Origin of the sequence: Microbulbifer donghaiensis (genome assembly GCF_900129095.1) — a bacterium.
GTDB lineage: Bacteria > Pseudomonadota > Gammaproteobacteria > Pseudomonadales > Cellvibrionaceae > Microbulbifer > Microbulbifer donghaiensis.
The window spans coordinates 168510-192056 of record NZ_FQVA01000004.1; the positions used below are offsets into that span (position 1 = coordinate 168510).

Here is a 23547-nt window from a genome sequence, read left to right on the forward strand (position 1 = left end):
AGGCGAGAAGAGCTGGTAGGAGCCTGCTTGCAGGCGAATGGAAGGCCAGGGAGGCTTTGCGAATATTCGCCTGCAAACAGCCTCCTACAAATGGGCGGGCATCAGCTGCGGATAAACTGCGATTTCTTGATCCAGTGGCTGCCGCGATATTTCCGCGTCGGGCCGGAATCCTTTTTGGCCCAGAAAAAATTGCGGTTGAACTGAAATTCCGCTTCATAGCCCTCGGCCAGTTCCGCCAGCGGCATGGCCTGCCAGCTGGACTGGCGCCGCTTGCTGGTGGCTTCCAGCAGGTATTCCTTGTTGTCCACGATCGCCACTACCCAGGCGTGCCCCTGGCCGTTGTGGGTTCCCAGCGCCACCCGCGCATCGACCCCCAGTTCAATCAGCCAGTCCGCCAGCAGTATCGCGTGATCCTCACAGTCGCCGCGCTTCTGGTAAAACGCCTGGCGCGAGGTCTGCCAGATATCGGAAAGACCGGCGTACTGCAGGTGGTCGTACTGGTACTCCTTGCGGATCGCCAGGGTATAGAGCGGTACCCACAGCTGACTGGTCTTGAATGGGCGGAAGCCCACCAGATAGCTGTTGGCGAAGTGGTGCTTGCTGTCGAGGCCGCGCGCGGAGGCGGTCACCATGGGGATGCCCTGCCAGTTCCAGACAGATACATAGGCGCTCTGTTCGGTGCTGCGCTTGGCGACAATCTGTTGAATGGTTTCTTCCGGCAGCGGCTGGCTGGTACCGGTTACGCGTACCACGCCGTGCTGGCGGTCCCGGTAGTTCTCCGTTGAGGTCGAGTCGCTTCCAAAGTCGCGGTGTATTTCGCCTTCTATCTGTTGTGTCGGCGCGCGGCTTTCCCGCGGCTGTTCTGCGGCATTGCGCAGCAGTTCCGGCAGTAGCAGCGCGACGCCCAACAAACAGGGAACGATCCAGTGGCGCACGCCGTTAACCTTTCAGCCCGAATGAAATAATGATCGCGACAAAAATCAGAATCGTCGAGGCAAATATCGACACCGCAATATTGCCGTTTTTCAGTTCACCCTCGATATCGACATGCTTCAGCAGCTTCTTGTCGATCGCGATCAGCGCGACTATGCCGATAAACAGGGCGAGCAATGTGTACAGCAGGTTGATGCCCAGGTTGAACAGGGTGGCGGTAAGGAATTCCAGTTGCATAGTGTTGTTCGGTAGAAAATTCGGCCGGCTATTAAACCATATCCGCTGCATTGCCGGTGATTATCGCGTCGGAGCGAGCAGGGAAAAGAATTGAAAAAGGGGCCCGAGGGCCCCTTAAGTTTCTGCTTTTTATTTCAGCAGGAAATGGTTAGCGGTTCTTGGGCTTGCCGCCCCCTTTGCCACCGCCGCCATTGCCGCCGCCACCGGTGCCGCCGCCGTCACCGGGGTTGGTGCCGGTACAGGCGTTGGCGCCCAGGTAGTTAACGGCGTCCATGGCCTGTACCAGACCGTTGCCGTAGGCGTTATCGCGGCCGGCTGCACCGAGGTCCTCGGCGGTCGCGTTCAGGGCCGCGCGGATCTCGCCCGGCGCGCAGTTGGGGTAGTGGCTCCACACCAGAGCCGCCACGCCGGCCACGTGCGGTGTCGCCATGGAGGTGCCGTTGAAGTAGGCGTAGTCACTCGCCTCGATGGCGAGTGTGGTGCTGGCGCCGAGTTGGTTCAGCAGCGCCGCACCATCGGTGTCGGAGATGCCGGCGGAGGGGATGCTGGTGACAGTCTCGCCCAGTGTGCCGTTGAGCATGCCCGGCTCATTGTTGTAGACCACCGCAGCGATACCGCCACCGGCCTCACAGTTGAGCACCTTGTCGGCAAAGCTGATATTGCCGCGCTGGATCAGGCACACCTTGCCGGCGGCGCTGGTGCAGGCGGACTCGCCGGTGCCGCAGTCTTCGAGGGCGCCGGTCGCGGAGCCCATCGGGCTGCCTTCCATGCCGGTGGCTTCAATATCGCCGCCGCCGACGGTCAGCGTCGTGGACAGGCCCATGCCTACTGGCACAGAGGACAGTACATCGACGCCGGGACCGGCCATTTCGACCTGGTCTGTCTGCTGGGAGAAGTCCGCAATTACCTTGTTGCTGTCGATGGCCGCAACGGAAACCACGGAGTCGTAGGAGGCCGGGTAGGAGTGGCGGGTATTGCCGTCGTTGCCGGCGGCGGCAATGGAGAGGACGCCGTTGTTGGCGTAGATGTCGGCGAAGGCGCGTTCTTCGGTCTTGGAGGCGCGGTCACCACCGAGGCTCATGTTGATCACATTGGCGCCGTTGCTGACACAGGCGTCTGCGGCTGCCACCAGCGAGGACGAGTAGCCCCAGCCGTCGGCATTGAACACCTTGACGATATGCAGGTTGATATTGCTGTTCGGCAGTACGCCGACGACGCCGACACCGTTATTCATCGCGGCGATGGTGCCCGCCACGTGGGTGCCGTGGCTGTTCTGGTCTTCGTACCAGTTGCCGGTGCCTGAATCGTTACTGCCGGAAACGGCGTTGCCGGACAGATCTTCGTGGGAAATGTCATAACCGGAGTCGATGATACAGACGGTGCGGTTGCCGGCTACGCCGTCGCTGACCTGGTCCGCTTGTACCATCGGAATGCCGAAGGGAACTTCCTGGGACAGCAGGTAGCGCTTCACGTCCTCTTCGACGTATTCGACGTTGGGATTGTTCTGTAGCGCCTGCAGCGCTTTTTGCGGCAGGTGCGCGGCGAACGCATTGTGCTTGTCCAGCGCCAGGGCCGAACGGCCACCGTTTTGCTGCATTTGCGCTTTGACGGCAGCGCCTTTGCCATTTTTGAATTTGATGATGTAACGCTCGTCTGCCGCGTTTACTTGCGCAGATACGGCCAGCGCAATTGCGCCAGCGGCAAATATCGACAAGGTGTTTCTCATTAGAAAAGCTCCAGAATAGGCCTGAATTTCTATCGTTATTGATGTTGTGGCCACCCGGCGACCTTTTTTCCCTAAAGGGTCATTGGGAGCAACGGTGCCGACTGCAGGTGGAGGAAATCGAAAAATAGCAACTTGCGGGCTTTCGCCAACTAGAAAATCTAGCAGTCGTGACGGGGTTGGCAAACTTAGAATGTGGTGGAATTTTGGCGCCTGTTTTGCTGAGGAACAGATCGTTAGTATCGTCGAACTTATCGGGGTCTCGGATAAGTTTGGTACATTTGTACATCCTGATACCAGCCGGTTCTGGTTTACCCCGGTGTCACTTCAAAAATAAAAAACGGCCCATGGCCGCACGGTCGTCCGCAGTAAAAAACCGCTTTCGACCGCCGCCACGGGCCGCTGCTGTAAGAAGTTTAATTCGATGCCAGGCTGGGAACCTGCTTGCCGTCTGCATCCAGCTCCACGATCGGGCCGATATTCAGATCGCGAACACCTGCCTCGATTTTTGCCTTATCGCCGACGATGACCCAGATAAACTGCTCCGGCTTGATCGTCTTTCGCGCCAGCGCGTGGATGTTGTCGAGATTTGCGCCGCGAATCTGCTCCGCGTAGCCATCCATATAATTCAGTGGGCGCTCGTAGGTGATCATGTCTGAAACTGCACCGGATACCGCCGCGATAGTTTCGAAGCGCCCGGGCAGTTCGTTGATGCGCTTGTCTTTTACCTTCTGCAGCTCTGCGGCCATTGCCGGCTTATCGCCGATGTAGGCCCGTAGCTCCTTCTGCAGTTCCGCCAGGGACTCACTGGTCTTGTCGGTCTGCACCGGTGCGTAGACCAGCAGTGGCTGCTGCCCCTTGGCGCCGGTCATGAACGAGTAGGCACCGTAGGCCCAGTGCTTCTCCTCGCGCAGGTTCATATTGATGCGCGCGGTGAAGGTGCCGCCGAGGATATCGTTCATCATATGCAGCGCCTCGCGCTCGGCGATCTTCTCCGAGGGCGCGAGCAGGCCGCCGATAATGATGGACTGCTCGGAGTCCGGCTTGTCGATCAGGTAGACACTGGCCTGCTGCGGGTGCGCGACTTTTGCCAGGTTCTTCTGCGGCAGGGCGGCTTCGGGCGCACGCCAGTCGGCAAAATGGTTTTCCAGTTTCTGCACCAGTCCATCCATGGTGATATCACCCACCGCGACCAGCGTGGCGTTGTCCGGGCGCATCCATGTCTGGTGGTAGTTGAGCAGGTCCTCGCGGGTCAGCGACCCGATGGAGGCTTCGGTGCCGCTGCCGGTAAAGGGCACGCCGTAGGCATGGTCCGCCCCGTACAGCAGCGGTGGCAGGCTGCGCAGCGCCATCTGCACCGGCTTGGTTTTTTCCTGCTGAATGCCCGCGATCCAACGGCTGCGCTTGCGCTCTATTTCCTCGTTGGCGAAGGCCGGGCGCAGCACTATATCGGCGTACAGCGCCATGGAATCATCCAGGTTGCCGGTCAGCGCATTCAGGCTCACTGTCGCAGTGTCGATATCGGCACCTGTGCCAATACGCGCACCGAGCATTTCTTCTTTGGCGCTGATCTCCAGCGCACTCAGCCTGGCGGTGCCCTCTTTTAGCATCGACATGGCGTAACTGGAGGTGCCCAGCTTCTGTCCCTGGTCGGCGGCGTAGCCGGCGTCAAAGATCAGGCGCATGTCCACCACCGGTACGGAGTTGCGCTCCGCCAGAATCACCTTGAGGCCGTTGGAGAGCTCCGCGGTCTGCAGCTCGGGGAAGGGCACCGACGGAAACTCACCGGTGTCCGGCAGTTTGGATCTATCGGCGCCGCTGTCCGCGACCTTGTACTCGGGGAAGGGGTGCACTTCCAGGTTGTAGTCGCCGCTGGACAGCCACTCCTGCGCGGCGCCCTGCACCTGCTGTGGGGTCAGCTGCTGCTTTTCGGCGATGGCATCCAGGTAACCGTTGGGGTTGTTCAGGTAGAGCTCGCCGCGGGCCAGGATCACACCCTTGCCGCTCCAGCCGCCCACCTGTTCCAGGTCGCGCGCGTAAGCCGCGTACTCGCTCATGTTGACCCGCGCCAGTTCCTCGGCGGTCGGGCCTTCTTCGAGGAATCTCTGCAGCTCCTCCTCGATGGCCGCTTCCACTTTGGCCAGCTCGACGCCGGGCTTGGCATCGGCGATGACCTGGAAGATGGACGACAACTCGAACTCGTACAGGGCGACGTTGACGCTGGTGGCTATCTGGTCCTTGTACACCAGGCGCTCGTAGAGGCGCGAGTTCTTGCCGTCGCCCAGTACCGCGGCCGCCAGGGCCATGGCGTTGGCGTCCTCGTGACCCAGGTTCGGGGCGTTCCAGACCTTGTAGATGCGCGACTGGGCGACTCGGTCGAACATCTGGTCGCGGCTGGATTGGTCGCGCTTGGCGATCCAGGCCTTTTTCTTGATCAGCGGCGGGCCCGCGGGAATATCCGCAAAGTATTTGCCCACCTTTTCCTTTGCGGTTTCCACATCGATATCACCGGCCAGTACCAGCACGGTATTGGCGGCGCCGTAGTAGGTCTTGAACCACTCGTGTACGTCTTCCAGTGCAGCCGAGTCCAGGTCTTCCATGGAGCCAATGGTGGTCCAGGAATAGGGGTGACCCTCGGGGAAAATGGCGGCCTGCATTTTTTCCCAGACCTTGCCGTAGGGCTGGTTCTGTCCCTGACGCTTCTCGTTCTGCACCACGCCGCGCTGCTCGTCGAGCTTCTCCTGGGTGATAACGCCGAGCAGGTGGCCCATGCGGTCCGACTCCATCCACAGCGCCATATCCAGAGCATTGCTGGGCACGGTTTCGAAATAGTTGGTGCGGTCCAGCCATGTTGTCCCGTTCATGCCGGTGGCGCCGGCTTGTTCAAACGGCTTGAAGAATTCGTCGTCGTAATTTTCCGAACCATTGAACATCAGGTGCTCGAACAGGTGGGCGAAGCCGGTGCGCCCGGGTTTCTCATCCTTGGAGCCGACGTGGTACCAGACACCCACGGAGACGATCGGCGCCTTGCGGTCCTCGTGCACGATGACGCGCAGACCGTTGGGCAGGGTGAATTTTTCGTGGGGGATATGCAGCGCGTCGGCGACTTCTGCGGCACTGGTTGCCGCAGTCGGTGCGGGCAGCGATTCAATATTGGTGGTTTTGTTACCTTGCGGTGCCTCTCCGCAGGCGGCTATCGCCAGCGACAGCGTCAGGGGTATCCAGTACGGACGTACGGTTTTCATGGCGGTTTCCTTACTTATTTTTTGATCCTGAAGCCGCCGTCCCGGATGGGCTTCGGAGACCGCTGACGAGTAAGGGGGCAGAAAACCGATTGCTCTGCTCATTGTCGTTCTGCACCGGTAACACTGGCCGGTGGCGGCACATCCGTGAGCCAATAGAAACGCCATTGCTGCGCTGCTTGCAAACACCTGGGCGGCGACTTCCGTGCGGACTTTATACCGGGCCGGTCCACCGCTGGCAAACCGGTTTCAGGCAGGCCGAGCGAAATAAAGGGCCGCTGAAAAGTTTTTTTCAGGCAGATCAGTAGGCGTCGCGGATCAGTTCGATACCCGGCAGGATGGCGCGGCGCCATGCCGACTCCACCTCAGCGGAAAATTCCCCGTCGTGCTGGCGCAGTGTGTCCAGCAGGGCGTCGAGCCACAGGCGGTACCACTCCGGGCGAATGTTGTAACCATTGCGCGAGTGGCTCTGCCCCAGGGCACGCAGTTTGCTGTCCGGCATACCGCGGGCATGCATTACCAGTTGCATGATGCCGTTGCGCAACAGGTGGCGCTGTTGCTTCATGTCGGTATCGACAAACAGCGCGCGGACTTCGTCGGAGCTGCCCATAAAGCGGTCGTAAAAGTCGACAAAAAACTGCTCGTTGTTGCAACAGCGCCCATAGCTCTGAAAGACGATATCGCTATCCGCGGTTCCCATTGGCAAAACTCCCTGTAGGTACGGCCCTGGCGGTTCAATGCCAGGGGTGAAAAGACTTAGATTTTGTGTGGGTTTGGCGCGCGGATTCTAGCGGGCGGGGAAATCGGCGGGAAGGTCTTTATCGGCAAATCGCTCGGCGGGCTTCAGGTTTCATTCTCGTGCTGCAGGCGGACATCCAGGGAGCCGTCTGCGTTTTCCGTCAAGCGGATGACGATCGGCCGGCAGCATACCGAGCAGTCCTCGATATAGGTCTGTGTACCCGCAGAGAAATCCACCAGCAGCGTGATGACTTCGCCGCAGTATGGGCAGGGCGCGCTGCATTCCTCCAGATAGTCCACCGGCGCCACCTCCGCGGCTAGGCGTTGAATGCTCGGGACAATTGTACCGCGGCGTCAGGGGGATGAAATGACAGCGTTATCAGGGCGCCGCGACCGCCCTGTGGTAATTCAACTACAGAACGGCTTGATATACTCCGCGCGGGCTGCCGCCCGGCAGGCGGTGGCGATATAATCCGCGCCCACTTTATCTACAGCGAGCTACGGGGGATTGGCGAATGGCGGTTAAATTGATGACGGATCTGGACCTGGCGGGCAAGCGGGTACTGATCCGCGAAGATCTGAATGTCCCGGTAAAAGACGGGGCTGTCACCTCGGATGCGCGCATTCGCGCTGCGCTCCCCACCATCCGGGCCGCCATCGATGCCGGCGCCAAGGTGCTGCTGATGTCCCATCTGGGCCGCCCCACCGAGGGCGAGTACGCGGAAGAGTTCTCCCTGGCACCGGTGGCCGCGCACCTTGGCAAGCTGCTCGGCAGCGATGTCGCGCTGATCAAGGAGTGGCGCGACGGTGTCCAGCTGGCCGATGGCGAAGTGGCTCTGCTGGAAAACGTGCGTTTCAATCCGGGTGAAAAGAAGGACGACGATGCGCTGGCCAAGGCCTACGCCGGCTTGTGCGACATCTTCGTCATGGACGCCTTCGGCACCGCGCACCGCGCCCAGGCCTCGACCCACGGTGTGGCCAAGTTCGCGCCGGTGGCCTGTGCCGGCCCCCTGCTGGCGGCAGAACTCGATGCGCTGGAGAAGGCCCTGGCCGAGCCGGCGCGCCCGATGGTGGCGATCGTCGGCGGTTCCAAGGTGTCGACCAAGCTGACCGTGCTGGAAACCCTCGCCGACAAGGTGGACCAGCTGATCGTCGGCGGCGGCATCGCCAACACCTTCCTCGCCGCCTGCGGCAAGCCGGTGGGCAAGTCCCTGTGCGAGCACGATCTGGTGGATACCGCCAAGTCGCTGATGCAGCAGTGCGATATCCCGCTGCCGGTGGACGTGGTGACCGGCAAGGAATTCAGCGAGTCCGCCGCCGCCGAGACCAAGTCCGCCGACCAGGTGACCGCCGACGACATGATCTTCGATATCGGTCCGCAGTCCTCGGCCCAACTCGCGGAGATTCTCAAAGAGGCGAAGACCATTATCTGGAACGGCCCGGTGGGGGTGTTCGAATTCGACCAGTTCGGTGGCGGCACCGAGCGCCTGTCCCAGGCGATCGCCGACAGCGACGCCTTCTCCATTGCCGGCGGCGGTGACACCCTGGCTGCGGTGGACAAGTACGGCATCGCCGACAAAGTCTCCTATATTTCCACCGGCGGTGGCGCCTTCCTCGAATACGTAGAGGGCAAGACCCTGCCCGCGGTGGCGATGCTGGAAAGTCGCGCCAACGGATAAAGGCCCGCGCCGACGATTAACTAACACACCGTCATTCCGGCATGCGCCGGGATGACGAAATAAAAATACAAAAGAAAGATTTTAAATTCAGACGAGAAAGGAAAGTTTCATGGCCCTTATCAGCTTGCGCCAAATGCTGGATCACGCCGCCGAGCACGGCTACGGCGTGCCCGCATTCAACGTCAACAACCTGGAGCAGATGCGCGCGATCATGGAAGCGGCGCGGCAGACCGACTCCCCGGTGATCGTGCAGGCCTCCGCCGGCGCACGCAAATACGCCGGCGCGCCCTTCCTGCGCCACCTGATCCTCGCCGCCATCGAGGAGTTCCCGGAAATTCCGGTGGTGATGCACCAGGATCACGGCACCAGCCCGGCGGTGTGCCAGCGCTCCATCCAGCTGGGCTTCAGCTCGGTGATGATGGACGGCTCCCTGCAGGAGGACGGCAAGACCCCGGCCTCCTACGAATACAACATCGACGTGACCAAGCGCGCGGTGGAGATGTCCCACGCCTGTGGCGTTTCCGTCGAGGGTGAGCTGGGCTGCCTGGGTTCCCTGGAAACCGGCATGGCCGGCGAGGAAGACGGTGTCGGTGCCGAGGGTGTGTTGTCCCACGACCAGCTGCTGACCGACCCGGAAGAGGCTGCGGATTTCGTACAGAAGACCAAGGTGGACGCCCTGGCGATCGCCTGCGGCACCAGCCACGGCGCCTACAAGTTTACCCGCCCGCCCACCGGCGACATCCTCGCGATCGACCGCATCAAGGAGATCCACGCGCGCATTCCCGGCACCCACCTGGTGATGCACGGCTCTTCCTCGGTACCGCAGGAGTGGCTGGCAGTGATCAACGAGTTCGGCGGTGAGATTCCGGAAACCTACGGCGTGCCGGTCGAGCAGATCTGCGAGGGCATCAAGCACGGCGTGCGCAAGGTCAACATAGATACCGACCTGCGCCTGGCTTCCACCGGTGCGACCCGCCGCTTCCTGGCGCAGAACCCGTCAGAGTTCGATCCGCGCAAATTCTACAAGGTGGCGCTGGATGCGATGAAGGATATCTGCGTGGCCCGTTACGAGGCCTTCGGCACTGCCGGTAACGCCAGCAAGATCCGCCCGATCAGCCTGGACGCCATGAGCCAGCGCTACGTCGCCGGTGAACTGGAGCCGCAGATCAAGTAAAGGTTGATTTGTCGTCGTTCCGGCGCAGGCCGGAACCCAGGTGCCACTAAACTGGATGCCGGCCTGCGCCGGCATGACGACATCCTCTAAATGGTTGGAGCGGGCGTCCACCCATTTCGTATCCGGCGCAACAGCCAGTCGATTCCCCCGCCGTGAAAATGCAGTACCATTGACTCAATGGATCTACTGCAAGACATCACCACCGTCGAACACAGCCCGGTACTCAAGCGGCCGGATTACTCGGCGTTGCGTCAGCAATTAGCGGAACTGGATTTCAGCGCCAACGATGAAGGCCCGCTGCTGCCGGCGCTGCAGGAATACCGCAACTACTACGACCTGCAGTTTCCGCGCGCGAGCAAAACCGGCGTCGGCACTTTCACCGCCTGCGGCTTCGAACTGGTGGCCCAGTACTGGCTGGTGGACAAGCCGCGCGGCACCCTGTTTATCTGCCACGGCTATTTCGACCACACCGGCATCTACGGCGCCGCCGTGCGCTTTGGTCTCGAACGCGACCTGAACGTGGTGATTTTCGATTTCCCCGGCCACGGCCTCTCCAGCGGTGAGCCGGTGGCCATCGATACCTTCCTGCAGTATCGCCAGGTGCTGGATGCACTGCTGCAGAGAGCCCGCGACAAACTGCCGGGCCCCTGGCACGCGCTGGGGCAGAGCACCGGCGGTGCTGCACTGCTGGCCTATCTGCAGTACAGCAGCTGGCAGCCATTCGACAAGGTATTCCTGCTGGCGCCGCTGGTGCGCCCGGCGCGCTGGCATGTGCGCAAGTGGATGTACTACCTGGGCCGCTTCTTCCTGGTCGCACCCAATCGCGGTTTCAATATCAACACCCACGATGCAGAGTTCGTGCGTCGCCAGGCGCACCGGGATCCGCTGCAGTCGCCGGTGATGTCGATGCGCTGGCTCGGCGCCATGGTGGACTGGCTGAAGATCTTCCCGAAAACCGCGAAAAACCCCAAGCCCATCTTGGTCGTGCAGGGCACCGGTGACGAGACGGTGTCCTGGCGCTACAACATGCGCGCCATCCGCGACCGCTTCCCCAACAGCAAGCGGGTGATCATTCGCGGTGCCCGCCACCAGATGATCAACGAGACCCAGCCATTCCGGCACCAGATACTGAAGGCGCTGGACGACTGGCTGAATGCTTAATTTGAATTGCGCTCCTCAGCGAGGAGGGCGCCGCTGCGCCTGTTCCTCGAAGGAATCAGGCCGCAGTTAAACCACTGCCTTCTGCTGTAACTGCAGTTTCCGCCGCTGCGCCAGTGCATCCACCGAATAGAGCAGCAGTCCCAGCCACACGAAGGTAAAGGTCATCAGTGTGTCGTGGTCAAACGGCTCGTGGAACAGCATGACCGCGACCAGCAGCTGCAGTGTCGGCGCGATGTACTGCAAGAATCCCACCGTCGACAGGTTCAGCCGCCGCGCGGCGATATTGAACAGCAGCAGGGGCGTCAGCGTGATGGGGCCGGCGAGCAGCAGCAGGCCATTCAACTGCCAGCTGTTGTTCAGTGGATTGCTGCTGGGGCTAGTGCTCCAGACCAGGTAGGCCAGAGCGAGTGGCAGCATAAAGAGGGTCTCCACGGCGAGACCGGTCAGGCTGTCCACCGGCGCGCGCTTGCGTACCAGGCCGTAGAAGCCGAACGTCAGTGCCAGAAAAAGCCCGACCAGCGGTAACCGCCCGAACTGCAACAGGTACCAGCCGATGCCGACTGCCGCCAGGCCGACGGCGACCCACTGCAATCGGCGCAGCCTTTCTCCCAGCACCAGCACGCCCAGCAACACGCTGATCAGCGGGTTGACGTAATAGCCGAGGCTGGCGTCCAGCAGGTGCTGGTTGGTGATGGCCCAGATGAACACCAGCCAGTTGCTGCCGATCAGCAGCGCGGACAGCGCGAGTGTGCGCATTTTTCTATGGTCGCGCAGCGTTGCGCGGAAATCCCCCAGCTTACCGATCAATACGAGGATGATCAGCGCCAGCACCAGCGCCCAGATACTCCGGTGTGCAAGTATTTCCGTGGAGGGAATACCTTCGAGCAGCTTGAAGTACAGCGGCGCCAGTCCCCAGAAGAGAAAGGCGGCAATACCGGCGAGCAGGCCGGTCGCGGCGGAGTCGTCTCTGTTGTGCACGGTAACTCGCAGATTGGGCCGATGGGCCGAAGGGGAGAGAATCTGGCGGGCGGCTGGAATGCCGCCCGCCATTTTGTAGCGCGGATTCTACAGGGAAAGTTGCAGGAAAGTCAGGTGCGTGCCGCGTTAGAACAGCACGCGGCAGCGCAGGGTATTCGGCACATTCTTCAGCTTCTCCATCGCCAGGTCCGAGTACTCGGCATCCACGTCGATCACCACGTAGCCGAGAGTCTCATTGGTTTGCAGGAACTGTGCGGAAATGTTGATCTTGTTGTCCGAGAATACCTGGTTGATGGCACTCAGCACGCCGGGCACGTTTTTGTGGATGTGCAGCAGGCGGTGGGCACCCACATGGCCGGGCAGGGCCACTTCCGGGAAGTTGACGGAGCTGGTGGTGGTGCCGTTGTCGGAATAGTGGGCCAGCTTTTCCGCGACCTCGGTGCCGATATTTTCCTGCGCCTCCATGGTGGAACCGCCCACGTGTGGCGTCAGCAGCGCATTGTCGATACCGCGCAGTGGCGATACGAACTCGTCTTCATTGCCGCGCGGCTCCACCGGGAATACGTCGATGGCCGCGCCGGCCAGGTGGCCGCTCTTCAGTGCTTCCGCCAGCGCCTCGATCTCCACGACAGTGCCGCGGGACGCGTTCAGCAGGATAGCGCCGGGTTTCATCTGCGCAATCTGCTTGGCGCCGATCATCATCTTGGTAGATGGCAGCTCCGGCACGTGCAGGGACACCACGTCCGCCTCGGCCAGCAGCTCGTCGAGGGAGTGGATCTGGGTGGCGTTGCCCAGCGGCAGCTTAGTGATCACATCGAAAAAGACCACGCGCATGCCCATGGCCTCCGCCATCACGGATACCTGGGAGCCGATGGCGCCGTAGCCGACAATGCCCAGGGTCTTGCCGCGCGCCTCGTAGGAGCCGGTCGCCGACTTGAGCCAGCCGCCGCGGTGGCACACCGCATTTTTCTCGGGAATGCCGCGCAGCATGAAAATGGTCTCAGCGATAATCAGCTCGGCCACGCTGCGGGTATTGGAATAGGGCGCGTTGAACACTGCGATGCCCAGCTCCGTCGCCGCCTGCAGGTCCACCTGGTTGGTGCCGATGCAGAAGCAGCCGATAGCGATCAGTTTGTGCGCATTCTCCAGTACCTTGCGGGTCAGCTGGGTGCGGGAGCGGATACCGATAAAGTGGGCGTCGGCAATCTTCTCGATCAACTGCTCTTCCGGCAGCGAGGTCTTGAGGAACTCGATATTGGTGTAGCCGCGAGACGCCAGCAGGTCGATGGCGGACTGGTGCACGCCCTCCAGCAGCAGAATGCGGATTTTGTCTTTTTGCAGAGACTCTTTTTGATCGAAATTGGGCAGAGCCATAAACACTCTCTTGACGATGGGCGACTGGAAAAAAGTTACACTACGCCGGAGCCGGCGAGGGCGCGATCATACCACAAGCGGCCTGCAGCGCTTTATTCGAAATACCTATCCTAACTATCTAAATCAATTATGTACCGACATCAATTTACCTGCGGCACCGATACCTCCCTTCCCCTCGGCAAAATCGTCTGTGTGGGCCGCAACTACGCCGACCACGCCGCCGAGCTGAACAACCCGGTGCCGGAGGCGCCGCTGCTGTTTATCAAGCCGGCTACTGCCGCGGTGCCGATGGCCGAACCCATTCACCTGCCGGCGGGGCGCGGCAGCTGTCACTTCGAGGGCGAACTGGCACTGCTGATCGGCGATTCCCTGACCGACGCCAATGCGGCAGAAGTGCCCGCGGCCATCGCCGGCCTCGGCCTGGCGCTGGACCTGACCCTGCGCGACCTGCAGGCGCAGCTGAAAAAGGATGGTCATCCGTGGGAGAAGGCCAAGGGTTACGACGGCAGCTGCCCGCTGTCGCCCTTTGTGAAGCTGGACTGGCTGCCGGACTGGGACAAACTCAGCTATTCCCTGTGGCTGAACGACGAGCTGCGCCAGCGCGGCAAGACGGCGCACATGCTGACGCCGATCCTGGATCTGGTGGCCTATATCAGCAGCTACTTCACCCTGCAGCCCGGCGACGTGGTGCTGACCGGCACCCCTGCCGGCGTCGGCGAGCTGCTGCACGGCGACAGGATTGCGATGCAGCTTGAAGACGACTGGCTGCGGGTGGAGACCCGCGTCGCCTGACCGACCCCTAGCCCTGGGGCTGGCACCATGGCGGGTCCTGGTGCCGGTAGCCCCTCGGGAAATAGTTACCGATCAGGTTTTTTCACGGACAGCCAGCGGCGGCGGGATCGGGTGGAGACTGGGGGTTGTCTGACCGCTCCGGGCGTAAAGGTCCTACCCCTCCCTGCAATGTCAGGTCCTGTAGCGGGTAGCCGGTTGGGAAATATTTACCGATCAGGTTTTTTCCCTGCCGGCTACCCGCTGCAGGACCGATCGGAGCCATCAACGAAGCGGCTGGACTAATATTGTCGCAGTCCGCCCAACACCGCCCCGGAGACGCGATGACCGATCTCAACCCGACCACCACCATTCGCATTCTGACCACCGGCGCCACCACCGAGAAGAGTTACTGCGAGGCCGAGGGCACGCTGAAGAACCGCGCCTCGATTATCCGCGACGGCCTGATCGCCAGCCTGCGCCTGCCCTACACGCGGCTGGAACTGGAGAGCGTGCTGAACAAGGACTCGCTGGAAATGGATGACAGCGACCGCCAGCTGATCGCCGATGCGGTGGTCCGCACCGCCGAGCTGGGCGAGCCGATCGTGGTGTTGCACGGCACCGATACCATGGCCGACACCGCCGAGTACTGCTTCCGCAAGCTGGGCACGCCGAAGGTCGCGGTGGTCTTCACCGGCGCCATGAAGCCGATGGGCTTTATCGATTCCGACGCGCGCCAGAATGTCACCGAGGCCCTGCTGGCCGCGCGGCTGATGTCGCCGGGTTTCTATATCGCCTTCCACAACCGGGTGTTCCCGGTGCCCGGGGTGTGCAAGAACCGCGATAGCGGCACTTTCGAGGCCTGTGCCGCGGAGTAGGCCGCCGCGGGAGTGCAGGATTCATCCCTACACTGAGACCTACTGCATTCAAATCAGGGTAGGAACTCTGATATTCTTTGATTTGTGATCACATTTTCGGTATAAACCGAACAATCATTCAGTTTCTAAATGAGGTGTGCCGTGTCAGAACAACAAAAGACTCCCCAAACCCTGCAGGAATGGCAGGCCCTGGCGGCCAGCCTCAAGATCGAAGGCCGCGCCTTTATCAACGGCGAATACGTGGACGCCCTGTCCGGCGAGACCCGGCCCTCCATCAACCCGGCGGATGGGCAGGAGCTGGTGCAGATCGCCAGCTGTGGTCCGGAAGATGCCGAGCTGGCGGTAAAGGTGGCCCGCGAGACGTTTGAATCCGGCGTCTGGTCGCATATGCCGCCGATGGAGCGCAAAAAGATCCTGGTGCGCTTTGCCGAACTGGTCGAGCAGAACAAGGTGGAAATCGCACTGCTCGAGAGCCTCGATGCGGGCAAGCCGATCAGTGACACCATGAATGTGGACGTGCCGAGCGCGGTCACCACTATTCGCTGGAACGGCGAGGCCATCGACAAGCTCTACGACGAAGTGGCCCCCACCGGCCCGAACGAGCTGGGCCTGGTCACCCGCATGCCCCTGGGGGTGGTCGCGGCGATAGTGCCGTGGAACTTCCCGCTGTCCACTACCGCGTGGAAGCTGGGCCCGGCCCTGGCCACCGGCAACAGCGTGATCCTGAAACCCGCCTCGAACACGCCGTTGACCGCGATCAAGCTGGCCGGCCTGGCGAAAGAGGCCGGCCTGCCGGACGGCGTGCTGAACGTGCTGCCGGGCCCGGGCAGCAGCCTCGGCAAGGCGCTGGGCCTGCACATGGATATCGACTGCCTGACGTTCACCGGCTCTACCGAGGTGGGCAAGACCTTGACCGAGTACTCCGGCCAGTCGAACCTGAAGCGCACCTTCCTCGAGCTGGGCGGCAAGAGCCCCAACATAGTGTTCGCCGATGCGGATCTGGATAAGGCCGCCGAAGCGGCGGCGCTGGCGATCTTCTACAACCAGGGCGAGACCTGCACCGCCGGCTCCCGCCTGTTGGTAGAGAAAGGCATTGCCGATGAATTTATCGAGAAGGTCAGGAAGGCCAGCGAGCGCTTTGTGCCGGGCCACCCCCAGGATCCGAACACCGTTATGGGTGCGCTGATCGACCAGAGCCAGTTCGATACCGTCGAGTTCTACGTGGCCAAGGGCCTGGAGCAGGGGGCGCAGCTGGTGTGCGGCGGCAAACCGGCGGCAGCGGTGGCCGGCGGTCACTACTACGAGCCCACCGTGTTCCGCGGTGTTACCGGCCAGATGACCATCGCCCGCGAGGAAATCTTTGGTCCGGTGCTGTCGGTGATCGAGTTCGAGTCCGAAGAGGAGGCGCTGCGCATCGCCAACGACTCCATCTACGGCCTCGCCGCCGGTATCTGGACCAACAACATCGGCCGCGCTCACCGCCTGGCCCGCGATATTCGCGCCGGCTCCGTGTGGGTGAACAACTACTTCGGCGGCGACATCACCGTGCCGTTCGGCGGCTTCAAGCAGTCCGGCAACGGCCGCGACAAGTCGCTGCACGCGCTGGACAAGTACTGCGAACTGAAATCCACCTGGATCGATTTGAGCTGATTACAGCTACTGCGCGGATGCCTGGCGGCGTCCGCTCACTACGCTGAAATTGACTCATAGTCCAGATCGACATATTGCTTAAGGGCTGAGCTCTCGGCCCTGACTCCTAAGCTTGGGCCGCAGTCGCGGCCCCTTTTTTCTTTCGCTTCTCCCTTATCCGCGCCGATTTCGCCATTCGCAGATGGCGCGAATTTTATTCCTCGTCTATACCTAAATCATTGCCCTCTCAGAGGGATTCTGGCGACATGCTCACCTGGGCGGGCTGCCCGGCCCGCCGCTTTTTTTTCTGCGCAGGAGACAACCCGTGAAATCCGCTTGCGTGTTTCTACTGATGTTATTGATTGCGTGCCCGGCTGCGGCAACCACCACGGCGGCCGGGGTGCTGGGCGAGATCGACGGCCTGCAGGAAGTCGAGCGATCGCATGCGGGCGAGTGGATACAGCTGTACGTATTTCGCGGTGAAGTGGTCAAAACCGGGCAGCGACTGGCCGTGCAGAGAAACGCATTCGGCAGAGTGATACTCGAATATGTTGCCGGCTCCTCCGGTGAGGTGAAGGTCGATGGCCGCGTAGCGCTGGGACCGCGCAACACCACGCTCGAAATCGAGATGGTCGGCGGCGAAGACGGCTGTGCGAACCGCGACTGTCCCGACTTTGCCAGCGATTAATTACAGGTGGTGATGGACCGCGCCGACGCGGTGTAAAAGATTTGAGTTGTCGATCGGGGCTGGTACTCTCAGGGTCGCAATAGCGGCCCTTTTTATTGATGAAAGTAGAGCCTGTGCATACCAAATTCGATAGCCGGGACGGGCTGATTTCCGCAATACTGCGTTGCAGCTTGCTAATGTGGAACGACCACATGGCGCTCGCTGCGCCTTGTCTTGCGAAACAATGGCCTCCGTCGCGACTATCGAATTTGGTATGAACAGGCTCATATACACCCACGAGAACCGCCTGCTGGTGGAGCTGGCGAAAAGCAAGCTGGAAGTCGCCGGTATTCCGGTGTTCCTGAAGAATGAATTCGCCCAGGGCGGCTCCGGCGACCTGGCGCCGCACCAGACCTGGCCGGAGTTGTGGCTGGAGCGGGAGCGCGATTACGAGCGCGCGCGGCAGCTGCTTGCCGACGCGGAGGCGCAACAGGAATCGTGGCGCTGCCGCAGGTGCGGTGAGGAAAACGGCGCGGCCTTCGATTTTTGCTGGAACTGCCAACAGCCGCGCAATCCATAGGAAATGCCGATGCAAATTCTGATCAACATCGATGTGGATAACCTGGAGCGCGCCATCACCTTCTACCACGATGCCTTCGGCCTGCGTGTCGGTCGCCACTTTGGCGCCGCGGGGGTAGAGATGCTCGGCGCCAATGCGCCACTCTACCTGCTGGCCAAGGAAAGCGGCACCCGCGTCGCCACACCGCTGGCGCAGACGCGGCGCTACGAGCGCCACTGGACGCCGGTGCACCTGGATCTGGTGGTCGAGGATGTCGAGGCCGCCGTCGAGCGGGCGGTGAACGCGGGGGCGAAACTGGAGGGAGAGATTCAGGTCAAAAAATGGGGGGCCATTGCCGGCCTGTCCGACCCATTTGGCCACGGCTTCTGTCTGCTGGAGTTTCGCGGGCGAGGCTACGACGAGATCTGCCTGTAGCACCAATATTCAGTGCTGATTCAGCGTCTGGGGGCGATCCTTGTCATCGCCCTTTTTTATGGATCACAGCAAGTTTCCGGAAAACCTATGAAGACACAGAACAACTTCGCCGCCCTGCTCCTGGGCGTCGGTATTCTCCTCGGCCTGACGGCACTGGGCTACCTGCTCGGCAACGCCGTGGACCGCTTCAAGGGCTACGAGCGCACCGTTGCGGTCAAGGGCCTGGCGGAGCGTGAGGTGCCGGCGGATATCGTGATCTGGCCGATCCAATTTACCGCCGCCAGCAATGACCTGCCGTCCCTGTACCGGGATATCGCCGGTAGCAGCGCGCGTATTGAGGGCTTCCTCGGCGATCAGGGGATAGCCCCGGAAGCGGTCTCCGTATCGCTGCCGGCGGTCACGGACAAATCGGCGCAGCAGTATGGCGGCGGGCCCAAGGCGGAGTTTCGCTATACCGCACTGCAGACCGTGACCGTCTATTCGAAGCAGGTCGATAAGGTGCGCGCGGCCATGGACAAGCTGGCGGATCTGGGCAAGGAGGGGATCGCCTTCTCCCAGAACAACTACCAGGGCCAGATCGAATATATCTTCACCGGACTGAACGAAATCAAGCCGCAGATGGTCGAACAGGCCACCAAAGAGGCGCGACAGGTCGCACAGAAATTTGCCGAGGACTCCGATAGCGTATTGGGCAAAATCAAACGCGCCTCCCAGGGCCAGTTCAGCATCAGTGACCGCGACAAGAACAACCCGCATATCAAGAAAGTGCGCGTCGTTTCGACGGTCGAATACTACCTTTCAGACTGAGGACACTCTGTATGTTCAAACCCGCAATCGCCACCGGCCTCGCCGTCCTGCTGGCACTGCCGGCTGCCAGTGTGCTGGCCAAACCCGGCGAACTGCCGCCCGGCCTGCAGAAGAAAGTCGAGCGCGGCGGTGAACTGCCCCCGGGCTGGAAGAAGAAGCTGCAGGTGGGCGAAATCCTCGAGCCGGAAATTTACCACCACGGTGTGATCGTCAAACCGGTGGACAAGTACGGCCTGGTCACCATCAGCATCGAGGGCGAGATAGTCCGGCTGATGCACCACACCCATGAGATCGTCGAGATCCTCAGCCACTGATTTTCCTCTCCGGTCCGCGGCGAACGATGGTTCCCGCGGGCCACTCTCCCTCTGCACTCATTGTCCTGCGATTGGCTCCGGCCCAGTGCCACACTATAAATGCGTCAGACTGCCACCGGAGTAGCAGGAGTCGCTTATGAGTGTGCAACGTCACGGTGTATCTATCGGTCTCGAGCGCATCGACGGTGATTTTTTTCTCACCATGCATGTGCGCGGCAAGCTGACCCACGAGGACTACCAGTCACTGGTGCCGATGCTCGAGTCCGCCATCGCCGGGGTGGAAAACCCCAAGATCAATGTCTTCTTCGACGCGACGGAGATGGAAGGCTGGGAGCCGCGCGCGGCCTGGGACGACTTCAAGCTCGGCGTCAAGCACGGGCGGGAGTTCAACCGCGTCGCCATGGTCGGCAACCGGCGCTGGCAGGAGATGGCAGCCAAGGTGGGCAGCTGGTTTATCGGCGGCGAGGCGCGCTATTTCGAAGACGAAGCGGAGGCCATGGCCTGGCTGATGGAAGGCAGCTGAAAAGGCCAATAAAATACCCGCTCAAATAATTCCCCGTTGCAGAAAAAGGAATTTTTACATGTTTGAGTGGGTGGCCAACCCCGAGGCCTGGGTGGCGCTGGCAACGCTGGCGGCACTGGAAATCGTCCTCGGTATCGACAACATCATCTTTATCTCCATCCTTGTCGGCCGACTGCCGCAGAAGCAGCGCGAGCCGGCCCGCTTTATCGGCCTGGCACTGGCGATGCTGACGCGGCTGGCACTGCTGTTTTCCATTGTCTGGATCATGGGACTGGTCGAGCCCTGGTTTACCGTGCTGGGCATGGAAATCTCCGGGCGCGACATCATCCTGGTCGGCGGTGGCCTGTTCCTGATTGCCAAGGCCACTCATGAGATCCACAACAGTCTCGAGGGGGCCGAGAGCAGCGGCTCCTCGGTCGCCGCGGCGAGTTTCGGCATGGTGCTGGTGCAGATCGCGATTCTCGATATCGTTTTCTCGCTCGACTCGGTCATTACCGCTGTGGGGCTGGTGGATGAAATTTCCATTATGGCCATTGCCATCGTGCTCGCGGTGCTGGTAATGCTGGTGGCCGCCAAGCCCATCGGTGACTTTGTCGACCGCCACCCGACGGTCAAGATGCTGGCGCTATCATTCCTGATCATGGTGGGGCTGACGCTGATCGTCGAGGGCTTCGACGTTCATGTGCCCAAAGGCTATATCTACTTTGCCATGGCGTTTTCGATGGTGGTGGAGATGCTCAATCTGCGCCTGCGCAGCAAACAGGCCAGGCAGACCGCGCCGGTGCAATTGCACAAGTCCCTGCGGGAAAACGGTTCCTGAATCCGGACTGCTTATCCTGGCAATAAAAAAGGGGCGCAATGCGCCCGCAATTTGCTGACAAAGTTATTCAGTCAAAATTTAAGGCAAAGTGCTAGGGCGAGCATTTCGAACCGTCGGCGACAGGGCCGAAGGCGCCGTGAATGCCTGGAGCGGCCGGACCGTCGCCGCCGGAGCTTACAGGGATGTATTCACAGCGTTTCGAAATGCTCGCCCTAGTACTTGGCCGCCACCGCACCAGCTCAGAATTGAATGCGGCGTTTATCACAGTCTGAGGGGCGCATTGCGCCCCTGCTCCGTCTTGTGAGGAAAGGAGACTTTCGCCGGCTTACTGGCAGAGGCTGCGAATCGCGTGGGCCTCTACCGCCGCATCCATCCACTTGTACACATCGTCATCCGAGAAATAGTAGTAGACACTGTCGTTCGGCAGGATCAGGACGGTGATACCGCCGTAACCGGACATGAATGGCAGCCACAGGTCGTTGCTGCAGCCGGACATGTTGGCACTGACCTCGTGGGCCCAGAAACCGTTGTTGTACTTATAGTCGGCGAGCGGGTCGGTACCGCGATCCGCGGCATTCCTCTGCAGGGCCGCATTCAGCTGATTCTGGTCCAGCACCGATTGGCTGGCGCCGGCAAAGAAACTGCCGATCTTGGCCACGTCGTCGCGCAGCCACATCAGTCCCCAGCCGCTAAACGGCTGCGCGACCGAGTCATAAGTCCGCCGGGTGAATTCCGCGGTCGGGCTCACGCCCAGCGGCGCCAGTACCTCATCGAGCAGGATGTCGGTGAAGATATCGGTACTGCTGCCCTCGATACCCTGCACATAGGCATTCATGGCCGTACCGAGAATATAGGTATCGGAGGTGTGGTAAACCCACTTTGTGCCCGGTGCTGCCTTGCGTGAATACTCTGTGCAGCTGTAGTTGATCTTGGAGGCGTGGTCTTCCGGCAGGAACAGGTCGTTGGTGTGCGTTGCGCCCTCGTCGCTCATATAGCCTGCCAGGTTGTAATTGCCGGTGGCCATGTCGAGTGCGTTTTCGAAGGTGACGTCATCCCAGTTGCCATTGCTCGCACAGTCCGGCACATAGTTGCCGGCGATCTGGTCGAAGCTGCCGCTGTATTTCTGTTCCAGGCGCATCAGGGCGCTGCCTGCGAACACCGACTTGGCACTGGAATAGGACGGCACCGGTAGGGATTCACAGTAAGGATAGGTGCCCCGGCGGGAGGCGCAGCCGCCGACATAGTGGGTGCCGTCGATGACAAAACCCACCAGCGAGATATCGGCCGGATCCTTGCCGCCGGGCGCGGAAAATTTACCGGGATCTGTGCCCGGGTAATCGGTCGCCAGTGCCGACAGGGGCTTCACCGGCAGGCGATTGTTCACTTCCGCCTGGTAGTCTGCGGTCAGGCTCGCGGCATTACCGACGCCGTGCGGCGTGTAGCTGGCGTCCAGCTGGCCCCACATATCCACCTGGAAATACAGGCAGGTTTCACCGGCAATCTGGTAGGCGACGTCGGAGACGGAGCCGTCGTCCTTGAACAGGAAAGTCATCACGCCGTTGTGCATGCAGTTGGCGTTTTTCTGTTGCAGCGCGAACGGCAGGGCCACGCGGCTGTAGCCGCTATCGCCGTTCTCATTCCAGACACGCCCCGGCGTCAGCACATATTCCCATTCCGGATGCGCACTCGGAATCGAACCGCGCTGTGCCGGGAATATGTGACTGCCGGTCTGCACAAACTCAAAATTGAATTCCGGCAGATGCTTGCGCGTGGTATCGCCGTTGCCGGTGTAGCGGAAGCTGTCCTTGTGCTCATCGAAGGCGCCGCCGCTGGCCTCGCCGAACAGTTCCAGGCTGCCCTCGAACTGGTTGCTGGGCATGGCCGCAGCGGCGGGCAGCGCGTAGTGGCTGTAGTCCACCAGTGAGCCCGGATCACTGCCGTTGATCAAGCTGCTGAAGGTCAGCTGGCTGCGACTGACACTGCCGCTGCCTGTCAGCGGGTCAAAATTTTCCACACTGCCGCCGCCCTGACTCGAGCTGCCGGACAGGCCGATTACCAGGTTCGCCTCGTCCGGGTCGTTCGAACTCACGGTTATCGAGCTGCTGTAGCTGCCCGCGGCAGCGGGGGCGAATTCGACACTGATCTGGCAGCTGCCCGCCGGCGCAACCGTGGTGCAGTTATTTGCGCTAATAGTGAACGGGCTCGCCGGGTTGCTGACATTGGCGATCACCAGGTCCGCGCTGCCACTGTTGCTGACAGCGGCGTTCAGCGTAGTGCTGGCGCCGGGTGCGACACTGCCGAAACTGAGGCTGGCCGGTGCATCGATATCTGGATCGGTCGGGGCGCCGCCGGTACCGCTCACCGTCACGGACTGGCCGTAGCAGTAATCCCCGGTGGTGGCGCCGGTGCCGCGAAAGCGCAGCTGTACCTGCGCATTGTTGTCGATGCCGGCCGGCGAACTGCTGGCGCTGTAGTGGGTACCGTTATCCTGGCCGTTGGCAATAGTCAGTGCGGTGGTCCAGCTACTGCCGCTGTCTGTGGATATTTCCGCGTAGCAGAACTCGCCGTTTTCCAGTGAAGAGGCGGACATCACGAAGTCGACCGCAACCGAGGAAAATCCGGCCGTGGATACTGCGCGGCTTGCAGCGGATGCCGCGCGCAGGCGGATGGACTCGCCGTTGTAGGCATCCACGGTGCCAGTAGTAGACCAGCCACTGATATCGCCAGAGGAAAAGTCGTCGGAAAAAATCGTGGCCGCATTCGCGGCCAGCGGTAACGTGAGGCCGGATAACAGCAGTACCCGGCACAGCGTGGGGAAGGGTTTCATAATCGCACCTGATTTTTGTTATTGATCGATGCGGTCCACTGCCGAAAGCAGCAGGCAGTATGAGACCGGGAAACACAGAGC

The 23547-nt window shown here is 61.2% G+C and carries 22 protein-coding genes; 13 read left to right on the forward strand and 9 right to left on the reverse strand.

Annotated elements, in window-relative coordinates; genetic code table 11:
* Positions 1-101: 101 nt before the first annotated feature.
* From BUC36_RS14480 to BUC36_RS14505, 6 genes are all read right to left on the reverse strand, one after another.
* Positions 102-935, reverse strand: coding sequence for a transglutaminase domain-containing protein (locus BUC36_RS14480; RefSeq protein WP_073276403.1), 834 nt, complete (start codon positions 933-935; stop codon positions 102-104).
* A gap of 4 nt (positions 936-939) precedes the next feature.
* Entirely contained in the window at positions 940-1170 is a 231-nt protein-coding gene (locus BUC36_RS14485) for a DUF350 domain-containing protein (RefSeq protein ID WP_073276405.1), read from the reverse strand.
* 148 nt (positions 1171-1318) lie between these two features.
* Positions 1319-2896 (reverse strand): S8 family serine peptidase, encoded by a 1578-nt coding sequence (locus BUC36_RS14490; protein ID WP_073276407.1) that lies wholly within the window; start codon positions 2894-2896, stop codon positions 1319-1321.
* A gap of 413 nt (positions 2897-3309) precedes the next feature.
* On the reverse strand, positions 3310-6138 hold the full coding sequence (locus BUC36_RS14495; RefSeq protein WP_084536096.1) for a M16 family metallopeptidase: 2829 nt from the start codon (positions 6136-6138) through the stop codon (positions 3310-3312).
* A 298-nt stretch (positions 6139-6436) separates the two neighbouring features.
* On the reverse strand, positions 6437-6835 hold the full coding sequence (locus BUC36_RS14500) for a globin (protein WP_073276409.1): 399 nt from the start codon (positions 6833-6835) through the stop codon (positions 6437-6439).
* Between the two features lie 143 nt (positions 6836-6978).
* Complete coding sequence (locus tag BUC36_RS14505; protein WP_073276620.1) at positions 6979-7173, reverse strand: CPXCG motif-containing cysteine-rich protein; 195 nt, start codon at positions 7171-7173, stop codon at positions 6979-6981.
* Between the two features lie 215 nt (positions 7174-7388).
* On the opposite strand from BUC36_RS14505, the gene BUC36_RS14510 reads away from it, so the two are divergent.
* The 3 genes from BUC36_RS14510 (at position 7389) to BUC36_RS14520 (ending at position 10887) form a co-directional block, all read left to right on the forward strand.
* The gene (locus BUC36_RS14510; RefSeq protein WP_073276411.1) at positions 7389-8552 is read left to right on the forward strand and encodes a phosphoglycerate kinase; all 1164 of its coding nucleotides are present in this window, start codon (positions 7389-7391) and stop codon (positions 8550-8552) included.
* Positions 8553-8661: 109 nt separating this feature from the next.
* On the forward strand, positions 8662-9726 hold the full coding sequence (gene fba, locus BUC36_RS14515) for a class II fructose-bisphosphate aldolase (RefSeq protein WP_073276413.1): 1065 nt from the start codon (positions 8662-8664) through the stop codon (positions 9724-9726).
* Between the two features lie 177 nt (positions 9727-9903).
* A complete protein-coding gene (locus tag BUC36_RS14520; RefSeq protein WP_073276415.1) occupies positions 9904-10887 on the forward strand; it encodes an alpha/beta hydrolase in 984 nt (327 codons plus the stop codon).
* A gap of 66 nt (positions 10888-10953) precedes the next feature.
* Here the strand turns inward: BUC36_RS14520 and rarD are convergent, their stop codons facing one another.
* Positions 10954-11865: an EamA family transporter RarD gene (gene rarD, locus BUC36_RS14525; protein WP_234995009.1), complete on the reverse strand. Its 912-nt coding sequence runs from the start codon at positions 11863-11865 to the stop codon at positions 10954-10956.
* A gap of 126 nt (positions 11866-11991) precedes the next feature.
* A complete protein-coding gene (gene serA, locus BUC36_RS14530; RefSeq protein WP_073276417.1) occupies positions 11992-13239 on the reverse strand; it encodes a phosphoglycerate dehydrogenase in 1248 nt (415 codons plus the stop codon).
* A 129-nt stretch (positions 13240-13368) separates the two neighbouring features.
* On the opposite strand from serA, the gene BUC36_RS14535 reads away from it, so the two are divergent.
* From BUC36_RS14535 to BUC36_RS14580, 10 genes are all read left to right on the forward strand, one after another.
* On the forward strand, positions 13369-14031 hold the full coding sequence (locus BUC36_RS14535) for a fumarylacetoacetate hydrolase family protein (RefSeq protein WP_073276419.1): 663 nt from the start codon (positions 13369-13371) through the stop codon (positions 14029-14031).
* A gap of 320 nt (positions 14032-14351) precedes the next feature.
* The gene (locus BUC36_RS14540; protein ID WP_073276422.1) at positions 14352-14885 is read left to right on the forward strand and encodes an asparaginase domain-containing protein; all 534 of its coding nucleotides are present in this window, start codon (positions 14352-14354) and stop codon (positions 14883-14885) included.
* A gap of 141 nt (positions 14886-15026) precedes the next feature.
* On the forward strand, positions 15027-16535 hold the full coding sequence (locus BUC36_RS14545) for an aldehyde dehydrogenase (protein WP_234995010.1): 1509 nt from the start codon (positions 15027-15029) through the stop codon (positions 16533-16535).
* Between the two features lie 304 nt (positions 16536-16839).
* Complete coding sequence (locus tag BUC36_RS14550) at positions 16840-17202, forward strand: hypothetical protein (protein WP_143187004.1); 363 nt, start codon at positions 16840-16842, stop codon at positions 17200-17202.
* Positions 17203-17455: 253 nt separating this feature from the next.
* The gene (locus BUC36_RS14555; RefSeq protein ID WP_073276625.1) at positions 17456-17761 is read left to right on the forward strand and encodes a putative signal transducing protein; all 306 of its coding nucleotides are present in this window, start codon (positions 17456-17458) and stop codon (positions 17759-17761) included.
* A gap of 9 nt (positions 17762-17770) precedes the next feature.
* Positions 17771-18175, forward strand: a complete 405-nt coding sequence (locus BUC36_RS14560) for a VOC family protein (RefSeq protein ID WP_073276428.1) — start codon at positions 17771-17773, stop codon at positions 18173-18175.
* Positions 18176-18262: 87 nt separating this feature from the next.
* Positions 18263-18982: an SIMPL domain-containing protein gene (locus BUC36_RS14565; RefSeq protein WP_073276430.1), complete on the forward strand. Its 720-nt coding sequence runs from the start codon at positions 18263-18265 to the stop codon at positions 18980-18982.
* Between the two features lie 11 nt (positions 18983-18993).
* The gene (locus BUC36_RS14570) at positions 18994-19296 is read left to right on the forward strand and encodes a hypothetical protein (protein WP_073276432.1); all 303 of its coding nucleotides are present in this window, start codon (positions 18994-18996) and stop codon (positions 19294-19296) included.
* A 136-nt stretch (positions 19297-19432) separates the two neighbouring features.
* Entirely contained in the window at positions 19433-19819 is a 387-nt protein-coding gene (locus BUC36_RS14575) for a SpoIIAA family protein (protein ID WP_073276434.1), read from the forward strand.
* Positions 19820-19877: 58 nt separating this feature from the next.
* Positions 19878-20639, forward strand: a complete 762-nt coding sequence (locus tag BUC36_RS14580) for a TerC family protein (RefSeq protein WP_073276436.1) — start codon at positions 19878-19880, stop codon at positions 20637-20639.
* A gap of 325 nt (positions 20640-20964) precedes the next feature.
* Here BUC36_RS14580 and BUC36_RS14585 read toward each other — a convergent pair whose 3' ends face one another.
* The gene (locus tag BUC36_RS14585; RefSeq protein ID WP_073276438.1) at positions 20965-23466 is read right to left on the reverse strand and encodes a choice-of-anchor D domain-containing protein; all 2502 of its coding nucleotides are present in this window, start codon (positions 23464-23466) and stop codon (positions 20965-20967) included.
* Positions 23467-23547 lie beyond the last annotated feature (81 nt).